This is a genomic window from uncultured Senegalimassilia sp. (assembly GCF_934630535.1).
GTDB lineage: Bacteria > Actinomycetota > Coriobacteriia > Coriobacteriales > Eggerthellaceae > Senegalimassilia.
In genome coordinates, this window is sequence record NZ_CAKTVU010000025.1 from 1 (window position 1) to 18,657 (window position 18,657).

The window sequence follows — 18,657 nt, forward strand, 5'->3', positions numbered from 1 at the left end:
TCCTTGGAGATGTCGTCGAACACGTGCTTCAGCTCATCGGCATTGGTCGCGCTCTTGTAGAACGTGGCGTCTTTGCCATCGGAGCCCTTCGCACGATCGCCGAAGTTCCATATATATTCGCCCGACCACCAACTCGTGCTCTCGTAAGAATACGTCGCAGACGGGTAGTTGCTCGACACGGCGTGCATGAACTTATTCTCATTGGAAACGCCCTGCCCATCGGGATTCTTTGCCGGATCGGCGCCCTGGAAGATGCCGATGGAGTACACCGCAGCACCCGCGTCCTTCATTTCCTTAGCGTGCCCAACGGCGCTCGAGGCGACGTCAGGGGAAAACTCGCTATATTCCGTCGGCGTGCCGTCGGTGAAGAAGATGACGACTTTCTTGGCATCGGAGCGATCGGAGGTCTGACCCTTCGCAAGCTCCAAGCCTGCGGCGGCATTCGTTGCACCGGCGGGCTGGATGGCGTTCACTTGGGAAGAGAAGGCGCTTTTCGTATCGTTAGTGCACGGAGCCAGCGTCTTCATCACCTGGCTGTAGTTGTACCAATACTGGCCTTCGCGATACGTGTCGTTGCCGACCTTGTCGGTCTTGTTTCCAGCGAACTTCACGATGGAGACCTGATGCTGCTTGGCGGCATCCTTGACCGTCGCATTCTGCTTGGCGATCTCGTCGATGAACGAGTTCGCCGCGCTCTTAAGCGCGTCGATGCGCTTCGTGTCATCGCCGCTGCCCATGGGGTCGTTCATAGACCCGGAGGCGTCGAGCACAAGCACGATGTCGAGCGGCGTAGTCGCCGTATCGGACAGGTTTGAGGTGGATGACAACGCCGTGAGCGCGGTCACGAAGTCCGCACCGTTCGCCTTGGATACGGTGACGTCGTTCTTACTGATCGTATCGTTCGACACGGTCTTGTCGGTCCAGATGCGCCCGACGCTCGATGTGTCATTCTCGACAAGCCCCTGCCAATCCCAAATGGTCGAGGGGTCCGTGACAGCGGTCTTGTTGCCGCTGTACGTTGTCGCCGACGAGCCGTCCGCGAACGCCGCGCCGCCGAACAGCGGCGACAACGCAAGCACCAGCACGGCGGCTAACGCTGCCTTGAAACGCTTCGTCGATTTCATGTCCTCGCCTCCTTCCACCGCATCGCGGCCTTCCATATCCCCTTGCGCTTGCATATGCGCGCGCTCGGGCTTTTCCGGTACCCTGACGTCTTCATGGGCCCGCTCCTTCCCGCACGGTTCTCCCCATGCCATAGCGCCCGCCGACGTCGGCATTTCCCCGCCGATCATCGAACGCGCGCACAGCCCGAAACCGCGCATCGCACCAGCGGCGCAGCCGGCATCAAGCCGCTACGCCTCCTGGTAACATCATTGCTAATGGGGATACAGGGAACCACGCCGTATATGCGAACGTACGACCCCGATATTCCGTTTTCGCAGGTGAATGGATGGGCGTCAGGGGGTCGCATAAACGACCCCCGTGGACAATGTGGCCAAGCAGCGGACGCTTCCCGAGAACTCGCGGCCAAAGTTAGCCATCTGGGAGAAATTGAAAAACGAAGGTGCCGCAACACGGGATACAATAGGTTTAGGGGGCACGGACACGCCTGGAAGGAGGAGTGCGATGGACAACGCGAAACGCGAAAATAGACTGCTGTTTTGCGCACTTGCGTTGTTCTTCTTCGTGTTCCTTGAGTCGACGCTGTTCTTCCAGGCCAACCTAGCTCAACCCGGAGGACATGGCCCCTTCCTCTCGCAGTTCCCCATCCAAGGTGCCAGCACCCTGGGCCTGCTGGCCTTCCCTCTTAAAAACCGTCTTGTCGGCGAAAAGGGCCGGCCTGTGTTCATGGGGGTCGTCACCATCCTTGGGGTCGCATCCCTTGTCGGCGTCGTTTTCGCGTCGTCGCCGCTGGTGATCGCATGCACGGGCGCGGTCGGGTTCTTCCTTATCGGGCTTGCCGGCGCCACCGTGTACTGGGCAACATGCGTGAGGTCGCGCAGCATCGCGCGGTTCGCAACGCTGATCGGCGGCAGCCACGCGCTTGGCGTGCTCGTGCAAATCCCCCTGCTCGAGTTCACGTCGAATCACCTGGTCGAAGCTGTCGTGCTTTCCGCGAGCATCATCGCCCTCGGCGTGATCAACGCGCGCATATGGCCGCCCCGATCTGCGCTCGCAGACTTTTCCACGCAACGAGAACAGCGCAGAGGAAACCACCTCGAAAGCAGCAAGTTCGCCGGATGGCGTCTCGACCACATGACCCCTCGTACCGCCGTCATCGTGATCTTCGCGCTGGTGCTGTTGTTCTCCGTGCTGTTCAACACGCTCTACACCTTTATGGACATTGGCTCGCCCTGGACCAGCCAATACACCAACATAACGCCGCGCGTTCTGATGGCAGTCGGAGGCTTCGCCGGCGGCGTGCTGTTCGATCTGCACCGTGCGCGCTACCTGGGTATCGTCATGTTCTGGATGATGCTGCTCTCAGTCGGCGCGATGCTCGGGGTGGAGGCGGGCGGGCCATACGCCATCGGGGAAGTCGTCTACTTCCTGGGCTCGGGCGTTTTCATGACGTTCTATACTGCGGTGTTCGTCTGGATAGCGCAGTTCCTGCGCGCACCCGACCTGTGGTGCAGCATGGGGCGAGCGCTCAACAACGTGACCGCCATCGCGATCGGCGCACCCGCGCTGCTGGTGATCAACCTGACAAGCCCCATAGCCGTTGTCGTGCTGCTGGTCCCCCTGATCATCGGCATCAACGCGCTGCTCTTCGCCGCCGGCATGCTGGATTTGCGCCCCCGTCCGAGGGATGGCGAGACGTCTGCTCAGCCGGTAGTCGCCAAACATCCGGCGGAAGCCGCACAGCGCCCGGCAACCGAGGTCGCGCCTTCCGCTGACGATGCCGCAATCGACCCCCCCCCGGAAGCGCACCTGGGGGATTTCGCCAGCCGCTTCTCGCTCACGCCGCGCGAGACCGAGGTGCTTGCCGCCGTCACCGCCGACGAACGCCCGCTCAAGCATGTGGCCGCCGACATGGGCATTTCCCTGCGCGTGCTCCAACGGCACCTAACCTCGCTCTACCAGAAAACCGGCACGCAATCCCGCGTCGGCCTTACGAAGCTGTTCTGGGAGTAGACGCACCCCGCCGCCCAGCACGCTCCTTCGCCCGCGCCACCACCGCAAGAAGGCTTCGCACCCAACCTGCAAAACCCCGCGAAACCGTGCGCCCTCTTCCCCACCGCGGGCAGCCCTACTCACCCCGTACGCCCCATAACACGCGAAAACCCCGCCGCAACCGAGGTTGCGACGGGGTTTCCAGTCTCAGAAGGCGCAGGGTCGCGCGACCTTCCCTATTAAACCGCAGCTTATGCGGCGTTGCGCTTGGCGGTGGCCACGATGGTCTTCACGCCCTTGACGGCCAGCACCACGGCCAGCACGAACAGCAGCACGGCCAGCAGCGCCTGCACGGCGGGGGCGAAGATGTCGCCGCCCTTCATGATGAGCAGGGTCTTCTGGTAGAACGTGATGCCCAGCGAGGTGAGCGTGGCGGCCAGCATGAAGGCCATGGGCACGAAGAACATCTTGTTGTTGCGGCCCGCGTTGCCCAGCCATGCGCACACGGCCAGCAGCGCCAGGGCGGCCAGCAGCTGGTTGGCGGCACCGAACAGCGGCCAGATGATGGTGTAGCCGGTCATGCCCAGGAACACGCCGATGACCACGGTGATGATGGTGGCGACGTAAGGGTTCGCCATGGCCTTGCGTACGCCCGTCAGGTCCTCGTGCTTCACATCGACAGGGGTCCACAGCTCCTGGAACATGTAGCGGGCCAGGCGGGTGGCGGTGTCGAGCGAGGTCAGGCAGAACGCGGAAACGGCCAGGATGAGCAGCGCATATGCCAGGCCCTGAACATTGGCCAGGCCAGGGATGCATGCGAGCATCTGGGACAGGCCGTCGGCGAAGACGGCAGTCGGGGAGGCGTAGCCGCCCGCGGCGTACTTGCTCCACACGAAGCCGACGGCGCACAGCGAGATGACGGCCAGCAGGCACTCGATGAGCATGCCGCCGTAGCCGATAGGCTGCGCTTCCGCTTCCCTATCCAGCTGCTTGGACGTGGTGCCGGAGGCGACCAGGCTGTGGAAGCCGGAGATGGCGCCGCAAGCGATGGTGATGAACAGCGCCGGGAACAGGAAGCCCGAAGCGGCGGCCTTGTTCGTGATGGCCTTGTCGGCCTGGTCGACGAGCGCCTGGCCCGTGGAGGCGTCGAACGCGGCGTTCGTGGCAACGAAGCCGGTGAACGCGGGAATCTGCAGGTTCGCAGCGGCGCCCGTGAGGGATGCGCCCACGATGCCGATGACGGCCAGCAAGATCATGCCGTACAGCAGGTAGCTGGACAGATAGTCGCGGGGCTGCAGCAAGATCCACACGGGGGCGACCGACGCGATCAGGATGTACACGCCCAGGATGATCATCCACGTGTTGTAATCCAGCGACAGGGAGATGCCCATGAGCGGCAGGTTGTAGCCGATGGCCACCATGATGACGATCAGCACGATGGCGGAGGCGATGTTGACCGGGCCGGGGATGTTGCGGCCGCGCGTGAGGATGCCGTAGACGACGGCAACGCCGATAAAGATCACCGAGATCATGGCCGTCTGCTGGTTGGCCAGGTTCGTGGCGGCCTTCGTGCCGTCCGGGTCGGGCACCACGGCGAACGTGTTCGCCACGATGGAGGCGAATGCAGCCACCACCAGCAGCAACGTCAGGTACGCGAAGATGCAGAACAGCTTCTTCGCCGTGTTGTCGATGTTCTCGGCAACCACGACGGCCAGCGTCTGGCCCTTATGGCGCAGCGATGCGAACAAGCTGCCGAAGTCGTGCATGGCGCCGAAGAAGATGCCGCCGATGAGCACCCACAGCAGCACGGGCACCCAGCCGAACACGGCCGCCTGGATGGGGCCGTTGATGGGGCCGGCGCCGGCGATGGACGAAAAATGATGACCCAGCACCACGTAGGGCGGCGCGGGAACGTAGTCCACGCCGTCTTCCAGTTCGTGCGCCGGAGTCGGATTCTTGGGATCGACCCCCCATTGCTTTGCCAACCAGCCGCCATAGAAGATATAGCCGATGACCAGGATGACCGCAGCAACAAGGAGGATGAGCAATGCGTTCATGGAACCCTCTTCTGTTTTGCGTTTCCGATGTTAGGAACGCGGCAGCAGGTTCGCCTCCAACGTGGTTTTCAGCTGCTTGCCCGCCGCGTTCGTTATCACGCGGTTCGCAGAGAGGTCGGCGACGGCCACCCGAAGGTCGGCCCAGCCACGGATGCCCAGGGCGAAGTTTTTGCGGAAGCGCGTTTTGCGCACCGCCTTCGCCGCTTCCTGAGTGCAGGAATCCGCAATGATCACCAGGGATATGGCCGAGGACATGTGGTTCGGCTTGGGAACCACCTTTTTGAGCCCATCATGTTCCATGAACGACACAAGATCGCGCACCTGAGTTTCGTCCAGGGCATCGCCAAGGGCGAAGAACAGATACTCATGCGTGTCGACCTCCCATAGCTTCGCGCTTTTGACCAGCACGTACTTTTCGCCATAGGAATGGAACTCGGCATACCCGGGGAAGGTGCGGCCGGCGTACTCGTATCCCCGTCGCACATCGAACCATTGCTCGTGTGCAGCGAGAATACGCTTCAGCACCAAGTGTTTTTCGTCCTTTGCCCGGGAGGGTTGCTCCTCGGACCGAAGGGCTGGCTCCCCAACGCGCACGGCGGCCTGTTCCTCCGCCTCACGCCTGGATTTTCCCGAAGCATCCGTCTGTTCGACTGGATGGTCGGTGCCTTCGACACCTGCCTGAATAGCCGTTCGATCGCTCAAAAACCCGCAAACTCCTTCAGCATCTTGCCTAGCTCCGCGTCTTGCGTGCTTAGTTATTGTAGTGCTTCGGTAGGATTTCTGAAGCCAAAAATGTACACATTTTCCAAAATAATGATGAAAAGCACTCATGGCAAACATCGGGAATCATAGGGTTTTGAGCATATGAACAAAACCGAGCGAACGCAAAAGCACCCGGAAGGCGAACCTTCCGGGTGCTTGGTTATCCGTTGTCGGGGCCTGGCGGCCCGCCTGCCCGCAGCCACTCCGATTCGGCGAGGTACCTGCAGCAACGTTATACTTTTGCCTTCGATCAGGCTGGACTGCTAGTCCTCCCAGGCGAAGTCGGCCTCGCCGTTGAACACCTTCAGGGCGTCGGCGACGGTGTAGTCGGCCAGCGTGATGGCGCTGATGGCCTTCGTCAGACGAACGGCCTCGTCCAGGCTGCGCTGGTGGATGTTGCGGCCGGTGGCGTTGCCGTCGGCGCCGCCCACGTGGATCTGGTCGTGCAGCTGGGTCAGGAACGTCTCGGCGTCAACGGTGGAACCGCCGGCGCAAACCAGGCCGGTGCGGCCTGCAGCCATGGAGGCGACCTTCAGGGCCTCGGCGGGCGTGCGCTTGTCGTCGCCCTCGGGCTTGGGCGGGTTGACCTTCACGAAGTCGGCGCCCAGGCACAGCGCGACGCCGGCGGCGCCGGCGATCAGGTCCGGGTCCTTCTCAGCGGTGACGGCCTTGCCGCGCGGGTAGATCCACAGCACGACCAGCAGGCCGTTGGCATGGGCGGCGGCGATGAGCTCGCCAGCCTCGGCCAGCATGGTGGACTCGTACTCGCTGCCCAGGTAGATGGTGTAGCCCAGGCCCACGATGTTCACGCCGTTGTCGCGCATGGCGAGCACGGCCTCCAGGTCGTACAGCTGCGGGCTGTACGGATCTTCCTGGGCGGTCTTGACCAGGTTGGTCTTGGAGTTCATCTTCACCAGGTAGTTGATGTTGGGGTAATCGGCGGCATACTGCGCGATAAGACCACGCTGGCCAGCCAAAACGCCGCACACGCCCTGATCGCCGATCTTGAAGAGGTGCTCCGGCTCGGCATCGGCGATGTCGATGCCCTCGCCGTAGAAGTCCTTGTTCAGGTGCTCAACCTTCTGGTCGCACGCGAACAGCATGAGGCGGCCCGTGCCACGGGTGGCCTTCATGTAGTTGTCGACGTACGTCTCGCGGACGTCTGCCAGGACGTCGGCAGGTACCTTCACCTGGTCGCGAGTGATCTTGGGCATGGTGTTCCTCCTTATAGGATGCAAGTTCCAAGAATAACGGCGCAGCACGCGCCGCGTGTCTGGGTTCATTTTAACGAAGCGGCAACCCTGCCGCGCCTATCCACCGAAAAAAGCCGCGACCAATCCAGCAAGCGACCACTCGCCGGACCTTTCCCACCGCTGAGGACGGCAAGCGCAGGGAACGCCCGGCATAGCCCCTCCCCTGACAACCTCAGGGGACAGAAAGCAAAGCTCCCGGGATAGAAAGCAAAAACCTCCGAGACGCCAAAAAAGTCAGCGAGGGGCTCTGCGGTGCGTCGTATCGCCCTGAAGCAAGCAGGCATTGGCCTAAGGGCCATGCCTGTGCAGCTGAAGGGCGAGACGGCGTGCCGCAGGGCCCCGCAGCGTCGAGCTCGTCCGCCTGCCGACAGGCAGGCGGAACCGTTGGCGAGACGGCGTGCCACGGGGGCCCGCAGCGTCGAGCTCGTCCGCCTGCCGGCAGGCAGGCGGAACAGTTAAAACCATTCACGTTTATTTAGTACGTACATCTGCTCGAACTCGGTTTGGGACTTCGAGAGGTAGAAGATGCCCTCGACGATGGCGATGACCCAGATAGCCCACGACGCCACCGACAACGTGAGGATGCCGCCCAAGATGGACGTGCCCAGCATGATGAAGCCCGAGGTGTTGTAGCCCAGGTAGAACTTGTGCACGCCGAGCCAACCCAGGAACAGCGCCAGCAAGCCTGCCGCCACGTGGTCCTTTTCGCCGACCGTAGGCGCGACGTAGGGCTGCTGATACCCGTATTGCGCCTGCTGGCCATACGGGTTCTGCGGCGGCACCGACCCATAGCCCGGCTGCGCGCCATACGGCTGCTGCGCGGCCTGGGCCTGCGGCTGAGCATACGCCGATCCTTGCGGCGCGGCATACGGCTGGGCCGGCTGCTGGGCGCCCGCCTGCGGCATATAGGGCTGACCCTGCGCCGGTGCATCGGGCTGCCAGGCCGTTGCCGGCTGAGATGCATACGATGCGGGCTGCTGCGGCTGCCCGGACGCCATGCGCTGACGCGCGGCGTCAAGACGTTCCTGCGCGGCCTTCAACTCCGCCTCGGCAGCGGCAAGCTCGTCGGCTGCGCTGCGTTCGTTCATCGAATCCATGGCGTTTCCCTTACCTTTTCTTACCCAACTTCTCAACCACGCCCATCAGCTGCTCGCGGAAGATCACGCACAGCACCGCAAGCACGGCGAGCACCGCAAGCATGACGATGCTCTGCCATACGTTGCCATCTACCAGGCCGCTTGCCGCGTACGTGGAGACCAGGATGCCCGGGATGCGGCCGACGTTGGACAGCAGCAGGAACGTGCGCATGCGCATGTCGGTCAGCGGCACCAGATACGTGAAGATATCCTTCGGCATGCCGGGGATGAGGAACAGCACGAACACGATGAGCTCCAGCTTGCCGGATTTCTCAAAGCGCTCGAACTTGCCCATCCATTTCTCGGACACCATGTCCTTCACGAACGGCGCTCCCAAGCGGTGCACCACCATGAACACGAAGGCGCTCGACAGGACGCTGCCCAGCAAGATGACCAGGCCGCCGATCCAGGGACCGTAGAGCATACCGGCGGCCATCTGCGTGGCCTCGCCGGGGATGAACGCCACCACGATCTGCAGGAACTGCAGCGCCAGCAGGATAAGGAAGCCCATGGGACCGGCGTCGCGCACGCTGTCGATGACCTGGTCGATGCCGCCTGGCTCGAACATCATGTGGATGTAAGGCCACACCAGCCAGCTGACCAGGCTTATGATGCCGATAAACGCCGCAAGGCCCACGACCTTGAAGATATCGCCGCGGCGAACGGGCCTGCCGCGCACCTGCGTTTCCTCGTTGGCCTTCTGTTGCAGCTCTTCCTTGCGCTCATGCGCACGCTCGCGAAGGCCCTGGTGCTGCCTTTGCTCGCGCGTTTTCTTGCGGGCCGCCTTGTTCTTGCGCTTGACGGCGCCCTTTTTGCGAGTGTTCGATTGCGCTCTTGCTTCCTTGCGCTTCAATTGGCCCACTTCGATTCCCGGCTACTCGCCGTTTCGTGCCTTATCGTACTCATCTTTGAACGCTGCGAACATGTTCTTCTTTTTCGGAGCGGCCTTCTTCTTGGCGCTTGAGGTCTTGCTTGCCGAAGAGGCTTTGCTTGCGGAAGCCGCCTTCTTCTGCCCGTCCGACGGGGCCACGGCCTTGTCGTATTCGGCCTTGAAATCCTGGAACATATGCTTGGACTTGCTGATCTGCTTGCCCGTGGCATATGCGCCCTTGTTGACCGCCTCGCCGGTTGCCGCGGCGGCCTTGCTGACCACGGGTTTCGCCTTGTCGACAGTGGTATGCACCTTGTCGACGGCGACGGCGGTTGCAGCGCCCGCCTTCTCGGCCACGCCGCCTTCGCTGTTCAGCTCGGCCACCTGGGAAGAGACGAGCATGGCGCCAAGCTGCACCTCTTCGCCCTCCACGCCCTCGCCGCCCATGTTGGCCAATGCGGCGCCCATGCCGCGCTTGAAGCCGCGCACCATGTCGGCGGGGATGGTGCGCTTGCCCAGCAGGGCGTTCGACGTTGCGCCGTTATCGGTTTCGAAGCAATCCACGGTGCCCGTGATGCGGTTGAACGTGACGTTGCCCACGATGCCGTAGGACTCGCCGTCCTCGCTCATGACGGGAAGACCCACCCACAGCACGCAGTCGTCCCAGTTCAGGCCTTCTTTCTTGCAATATGCCTTGCCGCTTGCGGCTGCATCGGGGCGGATGATGACGCGGCCGTCCACCAGGTCGTAGCCGTCGATGGGCACGAACACGTCGGCGCGATGGAACATCCATAGCAGGTCGGGGCGCTTCACCACGAAACCGATGACGCGTTTCTCCTTCGGATGGAACACGAAGCGGCGGATCTTGCCGATGTGCTTCGTGCCCTTCTTGCCGCCCAGCACGCGCGTGCCGGTCAGCTCGTGGGTGGTGATGAGTTTGCTCGCCATGGAAATCCCCTTATGCAGCATGAAGCGGCGCGCCGAAACCTGCCTAGGGCCGGACACGCCGCTTCGGTATCATGATTTGAATCGGATGCTATTCGGCCTTCGGCTCCTCGGCCTGATCAGGCGTTTCGACAGTCTCCTCCGCAACGGGCTCGACGGCCTCGACCACGGCCTCGACAGCCTCCTCGGTTGCCTGGCCGGCTTCCTCGGCGTTCTTGGCCACCTGGGAAGCGATGCGCTGGCGCGCAGCCTCGATCTTGTCGCGCAGCTCGTCGTTGTCCTGGGTGAAGGACGGCTTCAGGTTGCTGGCCACCTCCTGCACGCGGGCAGCGGCCTGACCGGCCACTTCCTGGCCCTTGGCCTGCACCGTGGACACGACCTCCTGGCCACGGGCGGCTGCGCTCTGGTACACCTGCTGGGCGTTTACGCCGGCATCGGCGCTGATGTTCTGCGCCTGACCCCAGGCCTCGTTCACCTTATCGGCCACCAGGGTGCGGGCTTCCTGGCCCGTGCGGGGAGCGCACAGCAAAGCCGCCACGGCACCAACGGCTCCACCTGCGAGAAAGATACCAAGTTTGTTGCTCATCACGGCCTCCTAAATATGCGGGACGATCATCTGTGCTGCCATTATACGAGCAAGGCGATGAGGACTCGCCGACTTTCCAATACCTGCAGAAAAAGGTTGCCTTCTTGTTAGATTGAGAAAGCCCGTATACGGTTCGGGGGCCGCAAAAGCCCCCGTTATCGGCCGCTTTACGCGTCCAGCGCGCTTTCGACCAACTCGTTGAGAAGGTTGGGCAACGTAAGGCCCGCCGCCTTGGCCGCCTGGGCAAACGGGGCTTCAGCGGAGAAGCAGGGGTTCGCCACGGCCTCCAAGATGATGGCCTGCGCACCGTCCCAGATCAGGTCGATGCAGCCGCAGTCGCGCATGCCCAGGGCGCGATAGGTTTCCAACACCGCACGCTCGATCTCGGCGCGGATGGCCTGGGCGTCGGCCTCGCTCGGGGACAGCGACGCGTTGCGCACGGGGATGTGCAGCTCGACGGCATCGGCGGCCCGTCGCGCCGCGGCGTCGTACCAGCCCTCCTTCGCCACGATCTCCACCGGGGGCAACGCGAAGGCGTTCCAGCCCGTGCCGATGACCGGCACGCACAGCTGCACGCCATCGACCCACGGCTGCACGAGCGCCCGCTCGCAGATCTTCAACGCCTCGCGCAGCGCTTCGGCCAGCTGCTCGGCGTCCTCGACGCGCGACACGCCGTGGGCGGAACTGCCGGACGCGGGCTTCACGCACAGCGGGAAGCTGTCGGGGAAGCGGCTTTCCACCTGGGAAAGCACCGCCTCCATGCCCCAAAGCTCGAACGCGCGGCGCGAAAACGCCAGCGTTTGCGGCATCGTTGCCGTGACCACGTCCTCCGTAAGGTTGTGGTACGCCTGGAGCGCCTCGGCGAGCGCCGCCTTATCATAGGCGAGACGGCACACCGCCGCGCTGCCGCCCACGCACGGCAGGCCGATTGCGGAAAGCGCGTCTTGGATGTCGCCGGATTCGCCGTCGCCGCCGCGCAGGCAGCTGATCGCAGCATCGGGCCGCGCACGCAGCAGGTCGTCGATAAGGGAGCCATCGGCCTGGAACAGCTCGGACTCGTGCTCGGCCTCCTTCAGGGCCGCCATCACGTCGTTCGCCGCGGCAAGCGAGCGCTCCGCCTCGAACGCGCCGCCTGCGATCACCGCTATCTTCAAGCCCATCTCGGGCCTCCTTTCCTTTTATGTTGCGCGTTACCCGCGCAGCAGCTTGTTGAGAAACGCCACGGAATCTCGCATGGCCCTTAGAGCTACCAGGTCGTCGGCGAAGCTCACGTCTATGCGGGCGATACCGGCCGCCTCGTCCAGCCATTCGCTGGTGCCCACGATCGGGTGGTCATGCGTCGCGCCCGCCACATGAGGCGGAGCTTCCGCAGCTACGCCGGGCAACGCGAGCCACCGCCCCGCTTCCGCACGTACCTGCAGGTCAACCATCAGATGCTCCAGCAAATGAGGCAGAGGCGTGCAATCCATGACCGCCGCGAACGTGGTGCCGCGCTCGTTGACGCAGGCATGCTGCGCCAGCGTGGGAACCTCGGCCAGCACGTGCAATATCAGCTGGGGCGAAGTGATGCGCGGCGCGGCTCCGAACGCCACCTGGCACACCAAATGCCCGCGCCGCACCTCCATACGCTCGACGCGGATAGGGACCGCCGAAGCATCGTCAACCGCGCAGACGCCGTCATGCGTCATCGCAGCGACCCGCTTTTCAGCTGCTCGAGGGTCACCGCGTTGCTGCCAGCCGACTCGATGCCGCCCTCGGCTACTGCGCCGGTGAACCCTTGCGAGCCGGAGCCGCTGGAGCCATCGGCGGAATCGCCCGCCGCATCCGCGCCGGCAGCGTCGCCGTCAGCGGTTTCGCCATCGGAAGCTTCACCGTTGCCCGCGTCGCTCGACGCGGCGTCATCCGCGGAGGACGCGTCGGCGTCCTGGGCCGGGGCCTGGCTTGCCGGCGCCGCCACGGCGCCTTCGCCCGGCGTGCGATCGAGCACCGTCACGCCGTCGACAACCTCCTCGCGCGGGACTTCCTTGCCTTGCAATCCGCTGATGAGCTGACCGAACTGCCAGCCGATATCGCTGAACAGGTTGCCCCAGAACGAGAACCCGTCACCGTCGGTGATGACCAGCTCGCTGCGGTCGGCCGAGAAGCGGTAGCGCCCCTGGCCCTGCAGGTCGCCGAACGTGAACGTGATGGTCTTCGCCCCGGTGTCGAGCGTGTAGCCGTAGGCGACATCGCTGGTCAGATGGATTTCCTGGCCATCGACCGTGACCAGGGACGTCGTCCCATTCGCATACCACGCGCCCTGGAAGTCGGCGGCGTCGTCATAGCGAAGCCAGCGGCCCCACGAGAACGAGCCCACCGTGACCACCACCACGGCGATCGCCACCAACACGGCGACGACGGGCCAGGTCAAGTGCAGCTCGGGCAGGTTGAATGGGAGCTTGCGCGCGCCCTCGCCGGCCCGCGGCCCCTCGCCAGCTTCCCGCGCTTGCGCGGCATCGCCTTCGGCAATGCCCTGACCTGCGGCATCGGCGCCGGCGCCTTCCCCGGTGCGCTTGAGCATGCGCTGACGGCGCTCAAGCCTGCGCTTCGCCGCCTCGCCGGCGATTGCGGCGCGGGCGGCATCCTTCGCATGCTCGGCATCGGCTTCGGAGACGGTGCCTTCCATCTTCTTCGCCTGGTCGGAGGCGGTTTTCTCGGCTTTTGCGACCGAGAAGCGCTTCAGGCGGCGCTTCGCCCCCGCGGCCTTGGCTTGCGCTGCAGAAGCCTGCTCGGCAGGTGCGGCGGATTCCCCAGACGCGGAGGCCGGGGCGTTCCCGTCCCCGCCCGATTGAACCGAAGGGACGTTCAGCGGCTTGCGCGCCTTCGTCGGCTTGCCGGTTCCGCGTTTCGCCACGGAAGGCCTGGACGGTTGCGAGGCCGAAGGCCTGGCAGGCTGCGAGGCCGAAGGCCTGGCAGGCTGCGAGGCGGAAGACCCCGCAGGTTGCGCGGGTTGCGCGGCCGGCCGTCGCGCGGGCTGCGCGGATTGCGCAGCGCCCGCTTCCCCAGCCTGAGCTGGGGCTGCCTGGTTCGCCGCCTGGTTCTGCTTCAGGCGCGTCGAGCTTTGCGGCATGGCTATGCGCCGCTTGGGCTTGCCCGGTGCCGCCGCCTGCGAGCTTGCCTGGTTCGCCGCATTCGCAGCGGCATCGTTCGACGCCGCCGCAGCCGCCTCGGGGCGCACCTCGGGACGGGCAACCGCCTTGCCCTTAACGGAAGGGCGCGCCGGTTTGCCCGGCGCGCCCTGTTCGTTATTCTGCTTCGGTGGCTTTCGTTTCGTTACCACGTGCAAAATACCTTATCTACGTGCAGTTTTCCTTCAGAAGGCCATGCGCCGGCTTTAAGCCTGGTCGCCGATGACCTCGACGCCGCCCATGTAGGGGACCAGCACCTCGGGGACCTTGATGGTGCCGTCGGCCTGCTGGTAGTTCTCCATGATGGCGGCCATGGTGCGGCCCACCGCCAGGCCGGAGCCGTTCAGCGTGTGGACGTAGCGCGAACCCTTGAAGTTCTCGGGGTCGCGGTACTTGATGTTCGCACGGCGCGCCTGGAAGTCGACGCAGTTCGAGCAGGAGCTGATCTCCTTGTAGCTGTTGTAGCTGGGCAGCCAGACCTCCAGGTCGTAGGTCTTGGCGGCGGAGAATCCGATGTCGCCGGTGCACAGGCTGATCACGCGGTACGGAAGACCCAGCTGCTGCAGGATGTGCTCGGCGTCGTTGACCATGGCCTCCAGCTCGTCGTAGCTTTCCTCGGGCTTTGCGTACTTGACCATCTCCACCTTGTCGAACTGGTGCACGCGGATGAGGCCGCGCGTGTCGCGACCGGCGCTGCCGGCCTCCTCGCGGAAGCACGGGGTGTAGGCGCAGTAGTGAAGCGGCAGGTCGGAAGCCTCGAGCACCTCACCGGAGTGGATGTTGGTCAGCTGCACCTCGGCCGTGGGGATCAGGTAGAGGCCCTCACGGGTTTTGAACAGGTCGTCCTCGAACTTGGGCAGCTGGCCGGTGCCGGTCAGCGTGTTGGCGTTGGCCATTGCCGGGCACCACCACTCGGTGTAGCCGCGGCTGGTGTGCGTATCGGCCATGAAGTTGATGATGGCGCGCTCCAGGCGGGCGGCCTGGCCGCGCAGCAGGACGAAGCGGCTAGCAGCCAGCTTCACGGCACGCTCGGGCTCGAGCATGTGCAGGTCGGCGCCCAGGTCCCAGTGCGGCTTCATCTGTATGCCCTCGGCCTCGAAGTCGCGCGGGGTGCCCCAGCGGCGCACCTCGGGGTTATCGTTCTCATCGTCGCCCACGGGCGTGGTGTCGGCCGGCATGTTCGGCGTGCGCAGCAGGATGTCCTGCAGCTCGGCGTCGGCGGCCTCGCGCTTGGCGGAAACGGCGGCCAGCTGGTCGTTGATCTCGCGCACGCGCTCCTTGGCGGCCTCGGCCTTGTCCTTTTCGCCAGCGGCCATCATCTGGCCGATGCTCTTGGACGTGGCGTTGCGCTCGGCCTGCAGGGCCTCCTCCTCGGTGATGGCGGCACGGCGGGCTTCGTCAAGTTCGGAGAAGCGCGACGCGTCCCATGAAGCATGACGGTTCTTCATCGCCTGGGCGACGGCTTCCTGGTTTTCGCGAACGAACTTAAGATCTAGCATTGCGCGCTCCCCTTCTATGAATCGGTTGTAGTAGAGCAGTTTCCCAGTATAGCGCAGGGAACGCGCGTGCGGCGCGGGCGATGAGGGGCCTTCACGGGAGCGGCACGCGAAGGCACAGAGATTGCGGCTATGTGATAACGGCGCAATAACAAGCGCATGCAGCGGCGCGCGAAAGGCGCCGGCGATAATGGGAGCATGAAAACGATCACGAACATAGCCGACCGGCTTTTCCGCAAGGCGGAGCCGGTCGATCCCGCTTTTGAGAGCGAAGCTGCCGAAACCCGCACGCCGGCGTTTTGCGCCATCGACTGCCCGGGCCACTGCCCGCTTGAGCTGCACCTGCGCGACGGCGAGCTGACGCGCATGTCGGCGAACAAGGCCGCCCCTGCCTGCCACCGCGGGCTGTCCATGCGCGCGTGGGCGAACAGCCCCGACCGCCTTATGTGGCCCATGAGGCGCGTCGGGCCGCGCGGTTCTGCGCGGTTCGAGCGCGTGACCTGGGACGAAGCGCTTGACGAGATAGCCGACCGGCTGGCCTGCATCCGCCGCGAGCACGGCAACGAGTCCATCTACCTGGCCTATACCACCGGGCAATCGTGCACCACCGCCGATCCGTTCGAGCGGCTCATGAACTGCTTCGGCGGCTTCCTGGATCGCTACAACAACTACTCGAATCCGCAGATCAACGCCATGGTCCGTAGCATGTACGGGCCCGGTGCGCTCTACCCCGGCGGCAGCGAGCTCGATGTCGCCGCCGATGCGCGGCTCGTGCTGGTGTTCGGCGCTTCGCCGGCGGAAACGGGAACGGGTCGCGCCACCTGGCACGGCGCCTGGGACCGCGTGGTCAAGCAGGTGGGCGAACGCGGCGGACGCATCGTGATGGTCGACCCGCGCCGCAACGGCTCCATCCCCAAACGCAAGGGCTCGGGCAGGGAAACCGTTTCCTGGCTGCCCATCAACCCCGGGACCGACGGTGCGCTGGCGGCGGCGCTCCTACACGAGCTGGCGTTCACGCACAACGCGCTGGACTGGGATTTCCTGCGCGAGCGCTGCGTCGGGTTCACCGACGAGACGTTGCCCGAGCACCGGCGCGGCCTGGGGCTTTCCGTAACGGATTACCTGCGCGGCACCGGCTACGACCATGTGGCGAAAACGCCTGCATGGGCGGCGGCGATCACCGGCATCGCCGAGAACGACATTCGCGAACTGGCAGCGCAGCTTGCCACCGCACGGCCCGCGTTCATCATGCAGGGCTGGGGCCCGCAACGCCGAAGCAACGGCGAGATGACCAGCGGCATGATCATGATGCTGGCCGCGGCGCTCGGGCAAGTGGGCCTGCCCGGTACGAACAACGGCATGAACATCGCTTGGGGCGGCGGCTTCCTCACGCGAGTTTCCGCAGGTGAGAACTCTGTTCCCTTCCGCATCCCGGCGTATCGGTTCCTTGATGCCATCGAGAACGAGGAAACGCTTGGCACACGCGAAGGCGTTCGCGGGCTGCCCGAAGCAGACTCCCAAGACGAACGTGCAACGGATTGCGTACAACATCAAGACCGCACTGCGCACCTCCCCTGCAGCATCAAGGCAATCATCTGCCACGGCGGCAATTGCCTGACCAACCAGCACGGCGACGTCAACCGCGCGCATCGCGTGCTGGGCGACCCGTCGAAGTGCGAGTTCATCCTGAACGTGGACGTGGAGTTCACTGATTCCGCGCGCTATGCCGACATCGTGCTGCCCGACCTGTTCCGCATGGAGCAGGAAAGTGCAATGGACACCGATACCTGGGGCCGGCGCATCGCCGTCAGCACCGGGGAGCTGGGAGCTCGCTTCGAGCGTCGCGGAGCCTGGGAAGTGTGCTCTGAGCTGGCAAAACGGTGGGGAATCGAAGATGCGTTCACCGAAGGGCGTACGGAAGGCGAATGGATTCGCCGCCTATACGAGGGTGACCGCGAACGCGGTACCGGGCTGCCGACGTTCGACCGGCTGCTCGAGGAAGGGCTCGCCTGGCGGACCGACCGCACCGAGCCGTTCGTGGCGCTGGCTGACTGGCGAAGCGACCCCGACGCGCATCCGCTCGACACGCCTTCGGGCAAGATCGAGTTGTTCAGCGAACAGCTTGCCGCCACGGCCGAGGCGCTGCGCGGCACGCCCGACGAGGGCGCCATCACGCCCATCCCCACCTACGTGCCCGAATGGGGCCCGGCGGAGTTCGCCGTCGAACAGGCTGCGGGCGGCGGGGCGAAGGAAACGAGCGCCGGGCCGCGCGCGGATGGCCAGGAAATCGAAACGGATACCGAACCCGCCTACGACCAGCCACTTCGCGTGTTCGGCTTCCATAGCGTCGCGCGCATCCATTCGTCATGGGGCAACGTGCCCGCCGTTTCGCGACGTGTGCCGCAGGTCATCTCGATCAACCCCGCCGACGCCGACGCGCGAGGCATCGCGACCGGCGACCTGGTGGAGGCAGCGAACCGCTTCGGCACGCTGCGCCTTCCCGCGCATGTCACCGACGACGTGATCGCCGGCACCATCGTCATGCCGCAAGGCGCCTGGTGGCAAGCGGAAGGTAGCACCGCCGAGCCCGTCGACGTCGGCGGCTGCATCAACACGCTCACCACCAGCCGCCCCTCGCCGCTGGCGTTCGGCAACCCCCAGCACACCTGCTGGTGCCGTCTCCGCAAGTCCTGACACATGGGGGCGAAGGCTTATCCGCCCGAAACCGTCCCGACCCTGACGGTTCGGACACTTGGTCCTACGTCCCCGAACCGTCAGGCCCTCGAGGCCTTCGAACTCTTGCGGTTTGTTGCGAATCGTGGGTTGTTCTTCGTTCTTGGCGCAACCGGAGCGGGAACGGTGTAGTATACTTTGGCTTTGTAATACGCGCCTTCGAGCGCCTGCGAACGAACCGTTAGGAACAGCATGGATTGGATCGGCCTGTACCATTTTCTTTTCGAGTCATATGCCGGCATCGGCATTATGGTCGGTGCGGGTCTCATCATCAGCCTTATCGCATGCTTCATCATGGAACGTCGCACCCGCAAAACGTTCGTCGACCGCCCGAAGGGCAAGGACGACTGGTCCTTCTTCGACGATGACGACGAGGAAGATTCCGAATAACCACACGGCGGCCACTCACTCACACCTGCCGCCGAACCGCCCCGCAACGCCAATACGCGGGGCGGTTTCTTTAATATGAGCAGGACATTGTCAATAGACAATATTGGGCCTGGCCTCGATTCTTTCGAACCGGGGTCAGGCCCTTTC

At 64.4% G+C, this 18,657-nt stretch carries 15 protein-coding genes; 3 read left to right on the plus strand and 12 right to left on the minus strand.

From position 1 onward, the window contains the following. Positions 1 to 1,124 (minus strand): VWA domain-containing protein (locus Q0D52_RS09285; protein WP_294382323.1); only part of this gene is annotated, 1,124 nt, incomplete at its 3' end. A gap of 502 nt (positions 1,125 to 1,626) precedes the next feature. On the opposite strand from Q0D52_RS09285, the gene Q0D52_RS09290 reads away from it, so the two are divergent. Then, positions 1,627 to 3,135: a helix-turn-helix transcriptional regulator gene (locus Q0D52_RS09290; protein ID WP_294382326.1), complete on the plus strand. Its 1,509-nt coding sequence runs from the start codon at positions 1,627 to 1,629 to the stop codon at positions 3,133 to 3,135. Between the two features lie 230 nt (positions 3,136 to 3,365). Here Q0D52_RS09290 and Q0D52_RS09295 read toward each other — a convergent pair whose 3' ends face one another. The 11 genes from Q0D52_RS09295 to serS all read right to left on the minus strand — a co-directional run bounded on the left by Q0D52_RS09295 (position 3,366) and on the right by serS (position 15,390). After that, positions 3,366 to 5,171, minus strand: a complete 1,806-nt coding sequence (locus tag Q0D52_RS09295; RefSeq protein ID WP_294382329.1) for a carbon starvation CstA family protein — start codon at positions 5,169 to 5,171, stop codon at positions 3,366 to 3,368. Between the two features lie 30 nt (positions 5,172 to 5,201). Then, complete coding sequence (locus Q0D52_RS09300; RefSeq protein WP_294382332.1) at positions 5,202 to 5,696, minus strand: hypothetical protein; 495 nt, start codon at positions 5,694 to 5,696, stop codon at positions 5,202 to 5,204. A 500-nt stretch (positions 5,697 to 6,196) separates the two neighbouring features. After that, positions 6,197 to 7,147: a hypothetical protein gene (locus tag Q0D52_RS09305; RefSeq protein ID WP_276667917.1), complete on the minus strand. Its 951-nt coding sequence runs from the start codon at positions 7,145 to 7,147 to the stop codon at positions 6,197 to 6,199. 494 nt (positions 7,148 to 7,641) lie between these two features. Further along, complete coding sequence (locus Q0D52_RS09310; protein ID WP_294382336.1) at positions 7,642 to 8,283, minus strand: NINE protein; 642 nt, start codon at positions 8,281 to 8,283, stop codon at positions 7,642 to 7,644. Between the two features lie 10 nt (positions 8,284 to 8,293). After that, positions 8,294 to 9,184, minus strand: coding sequence for a TVP38/TMEM64 family protein (locus Q0D52_RS09315; protein WP_294382339.1), 891 nt, complete (start codon positions 9,182 to 9,184; stop codon positions 8,294 to 8,296). Positions 9,185 to 9,196: 12 nt separating this feature from the next. Next, positions 9,197 to 10,141 carry a PRC-barrel domain-containing protein gene (locus Q0D52_RS09320; RefSeq protein ID WP_294382341.1) on the minus strand — a complete coding sequence of 315 codons (945 nt, stop codon included), beginning with the start codon at positions 10,139 to 10,141 and terminating at the stop codon, positions 9,197 to 9,199. Between the two features lie 88 nt (positions 10,142 to 10,229). Beyond that, on the minus strand, positions 10,230 to 10,724 hold the full coding sequence (locus tag Q0D52_RS09325; protein WP_294382342.1) for a YtxH domain-containing protein: 495 nt from the start codon (positions 10,722 to 10,724) through the stop codon (positions 10,230 to 10,232). 167 nt (positions 10,725 to 10,891) lie between these two features. Next, the gene (locus Q0D52_RS09330) at positions 10,892 to 11,884 is read right to left on the minus strand and encodes an ATP-grasp domain-containing protein (protein WP_294382347.1); all 993 of its coding nucleotides are present in this window, start codon (positions 11,882 to 11,884) and stop codon (positions 10,892 to 10,894) included. Positions 11,885 to 11,914: 30 nt separating this feature from the next. After that, positions 11,915 to 12,412 (minus strand): hypothetical protein, encoded by a 498-nt coding sequence (locus tag Q0D52_RS09335; RefSeq protein ID WP_294382350.1) that lies wholly within the window; start codon positions 12,410 to 12,412, stop codon positions 11,915 to 11,917. After that, positions 12,409 to 14,043: a hypothetical protein gene (locus Q0D52_RS09340; RefSeq protein ID WP_294382353.1), complete on the minus strand. Its 1,635-nt coding sequence runs from the start codon at positions 14,041 to 14,043 to the stop codon at positions 12,409 to 12,411. The genes Q0D52_RS09335 and Q0D52_RS09340 overlap by 4 nt, the downstream gene beginning before the upstream one ends. Before the next feature lie 54 nt (positions 14,044 to 14,097). Beyond that, a complete protein-coding gene (gene serS / locus Q0D52_RS09345) occupies positions 14,098 to 15,390 on the minus strand; it encodes a serine--tRNA ligase (protein ID WP_294382356.1) in 1,293 nt (430 codons plus the stop codon). 195 nt (positions 15,391 to 15,585) lie between these two features. On the opposite strand from serS, the gene Q0D52_RS09350 reads away from it, so the two are divergent. Together Q0D52_RS09350 and Q0D52_RS09355 are read left to right on the plus strand one after the other, a co-directional pair. Continuing rightward, positions 15,586 to 18,081, plus strand: a complete 2,496-nt coding sequence (locus Q0D52_RS09350) for a molybdopterin-dependent oxidoreductase (RefSeq protein WP_294382358.1) — start codon at positions 15,586 to 15,588, stop codon at positions 18,079 to 18,081. A gap of 231 nt (positions 18,082 to 18,312) precedes the next feature. Then, on the plus strand, positions 18,313 to 18,510 hold the full coding sequence (locus tag Q0D52_RS09355; RefSeq protein ID WP_294362669.1) for a DUF6724 family protein: 198 nt from the start codon (positions 18,313 to 18,315) through the stop codon (positions 18,508 to 18,510). Positions 18,511 to 18,657: the final 147 nt, after the last annotated feature.

Excerpts from the sequence above, each read along its gene's own strand:
- Q0D52_RS09290 (WP_294382326.1), top strand. The coding sequence starts at position 1,627 with ATGGACAACGCGAAACGCGAAAATAGACTGCTGTTTTGCGCACTTGCG.
- Q0D52_RS09295 (WP_294382329.1), bottom strand. The coding sequence starts at position 5,171 with ATGAACGCATTGCTCATCCTCCTTGTTGCTGCGGTCATCCTGGTCATC.
- Q0D52_RS09305 (WP_276667917.1), bottom strand. The coding sequence starts at position 7,147 with ATGCCCAAGATCACTCGCGACCAGGTGAAGGTACCTGCCGACGTCCTG.
- Q0D52_RS09310 (WP_294382336.1), bottom strand. The coding sequence starts at position 8,283 with ATGGATTCGATGAACGAACGCAGCGCAGCCGACGAGCTTGCCGCTGCC.
- Q0D52_RS09320 (WP_294382341.1), bottom strand. The coding sequence starts at position 10,141 with ATGGCGAGCAAACTCATCACCACCCACGAGCTGACCGGCACGCGCGTG.
- Q0D52_RS09325 (WP_294382342.1), bottom strand. The coding sequence starts at position 10,724 with ATGAGCAACAAACTTGGTATCTTTCTCGCAGGTGGAGCCGTTGGTGCC.
- Q0D52_RS09330 (WP_294382347.1), bottom strand. The coding sequence starts at position 11,884 with ATGGGCTTGAAGATAGCGGTGATCGCAGGCGGCGCGTTCGAGGCGGAG.
- Q0D52_RS09335 (WP_294382350.1), bottom strand. The coding sequence starts at position 12,412 with ATGACGCATGACGGCGTCTGCGCGGTTGACGATGCTTCGGCGGTCCCT.
- serS (WP_294382356.1), bottom strand. The coding sequence starts at position 15,390 with ATGCTAGATCTTAAGTTCGTTCGCGAAAACCAGGAAGCCGTCGCCCAG.
- Q0D52_RS09350 (WP_294382358.1), top strand. The coding sequence starts at position 15,586 with ATGAAAACGATCACGAACATAGCCGACCGGCTTTTCCGCAAGGCGGAG.
- Q0D52_RS09355 (WP_294362669.1), top strand. The coding sequence starts at position 18,313 with ATGGATTGGATCGGCCTGTACCATTTTCTTTTCGAGTCATATGCCGGC.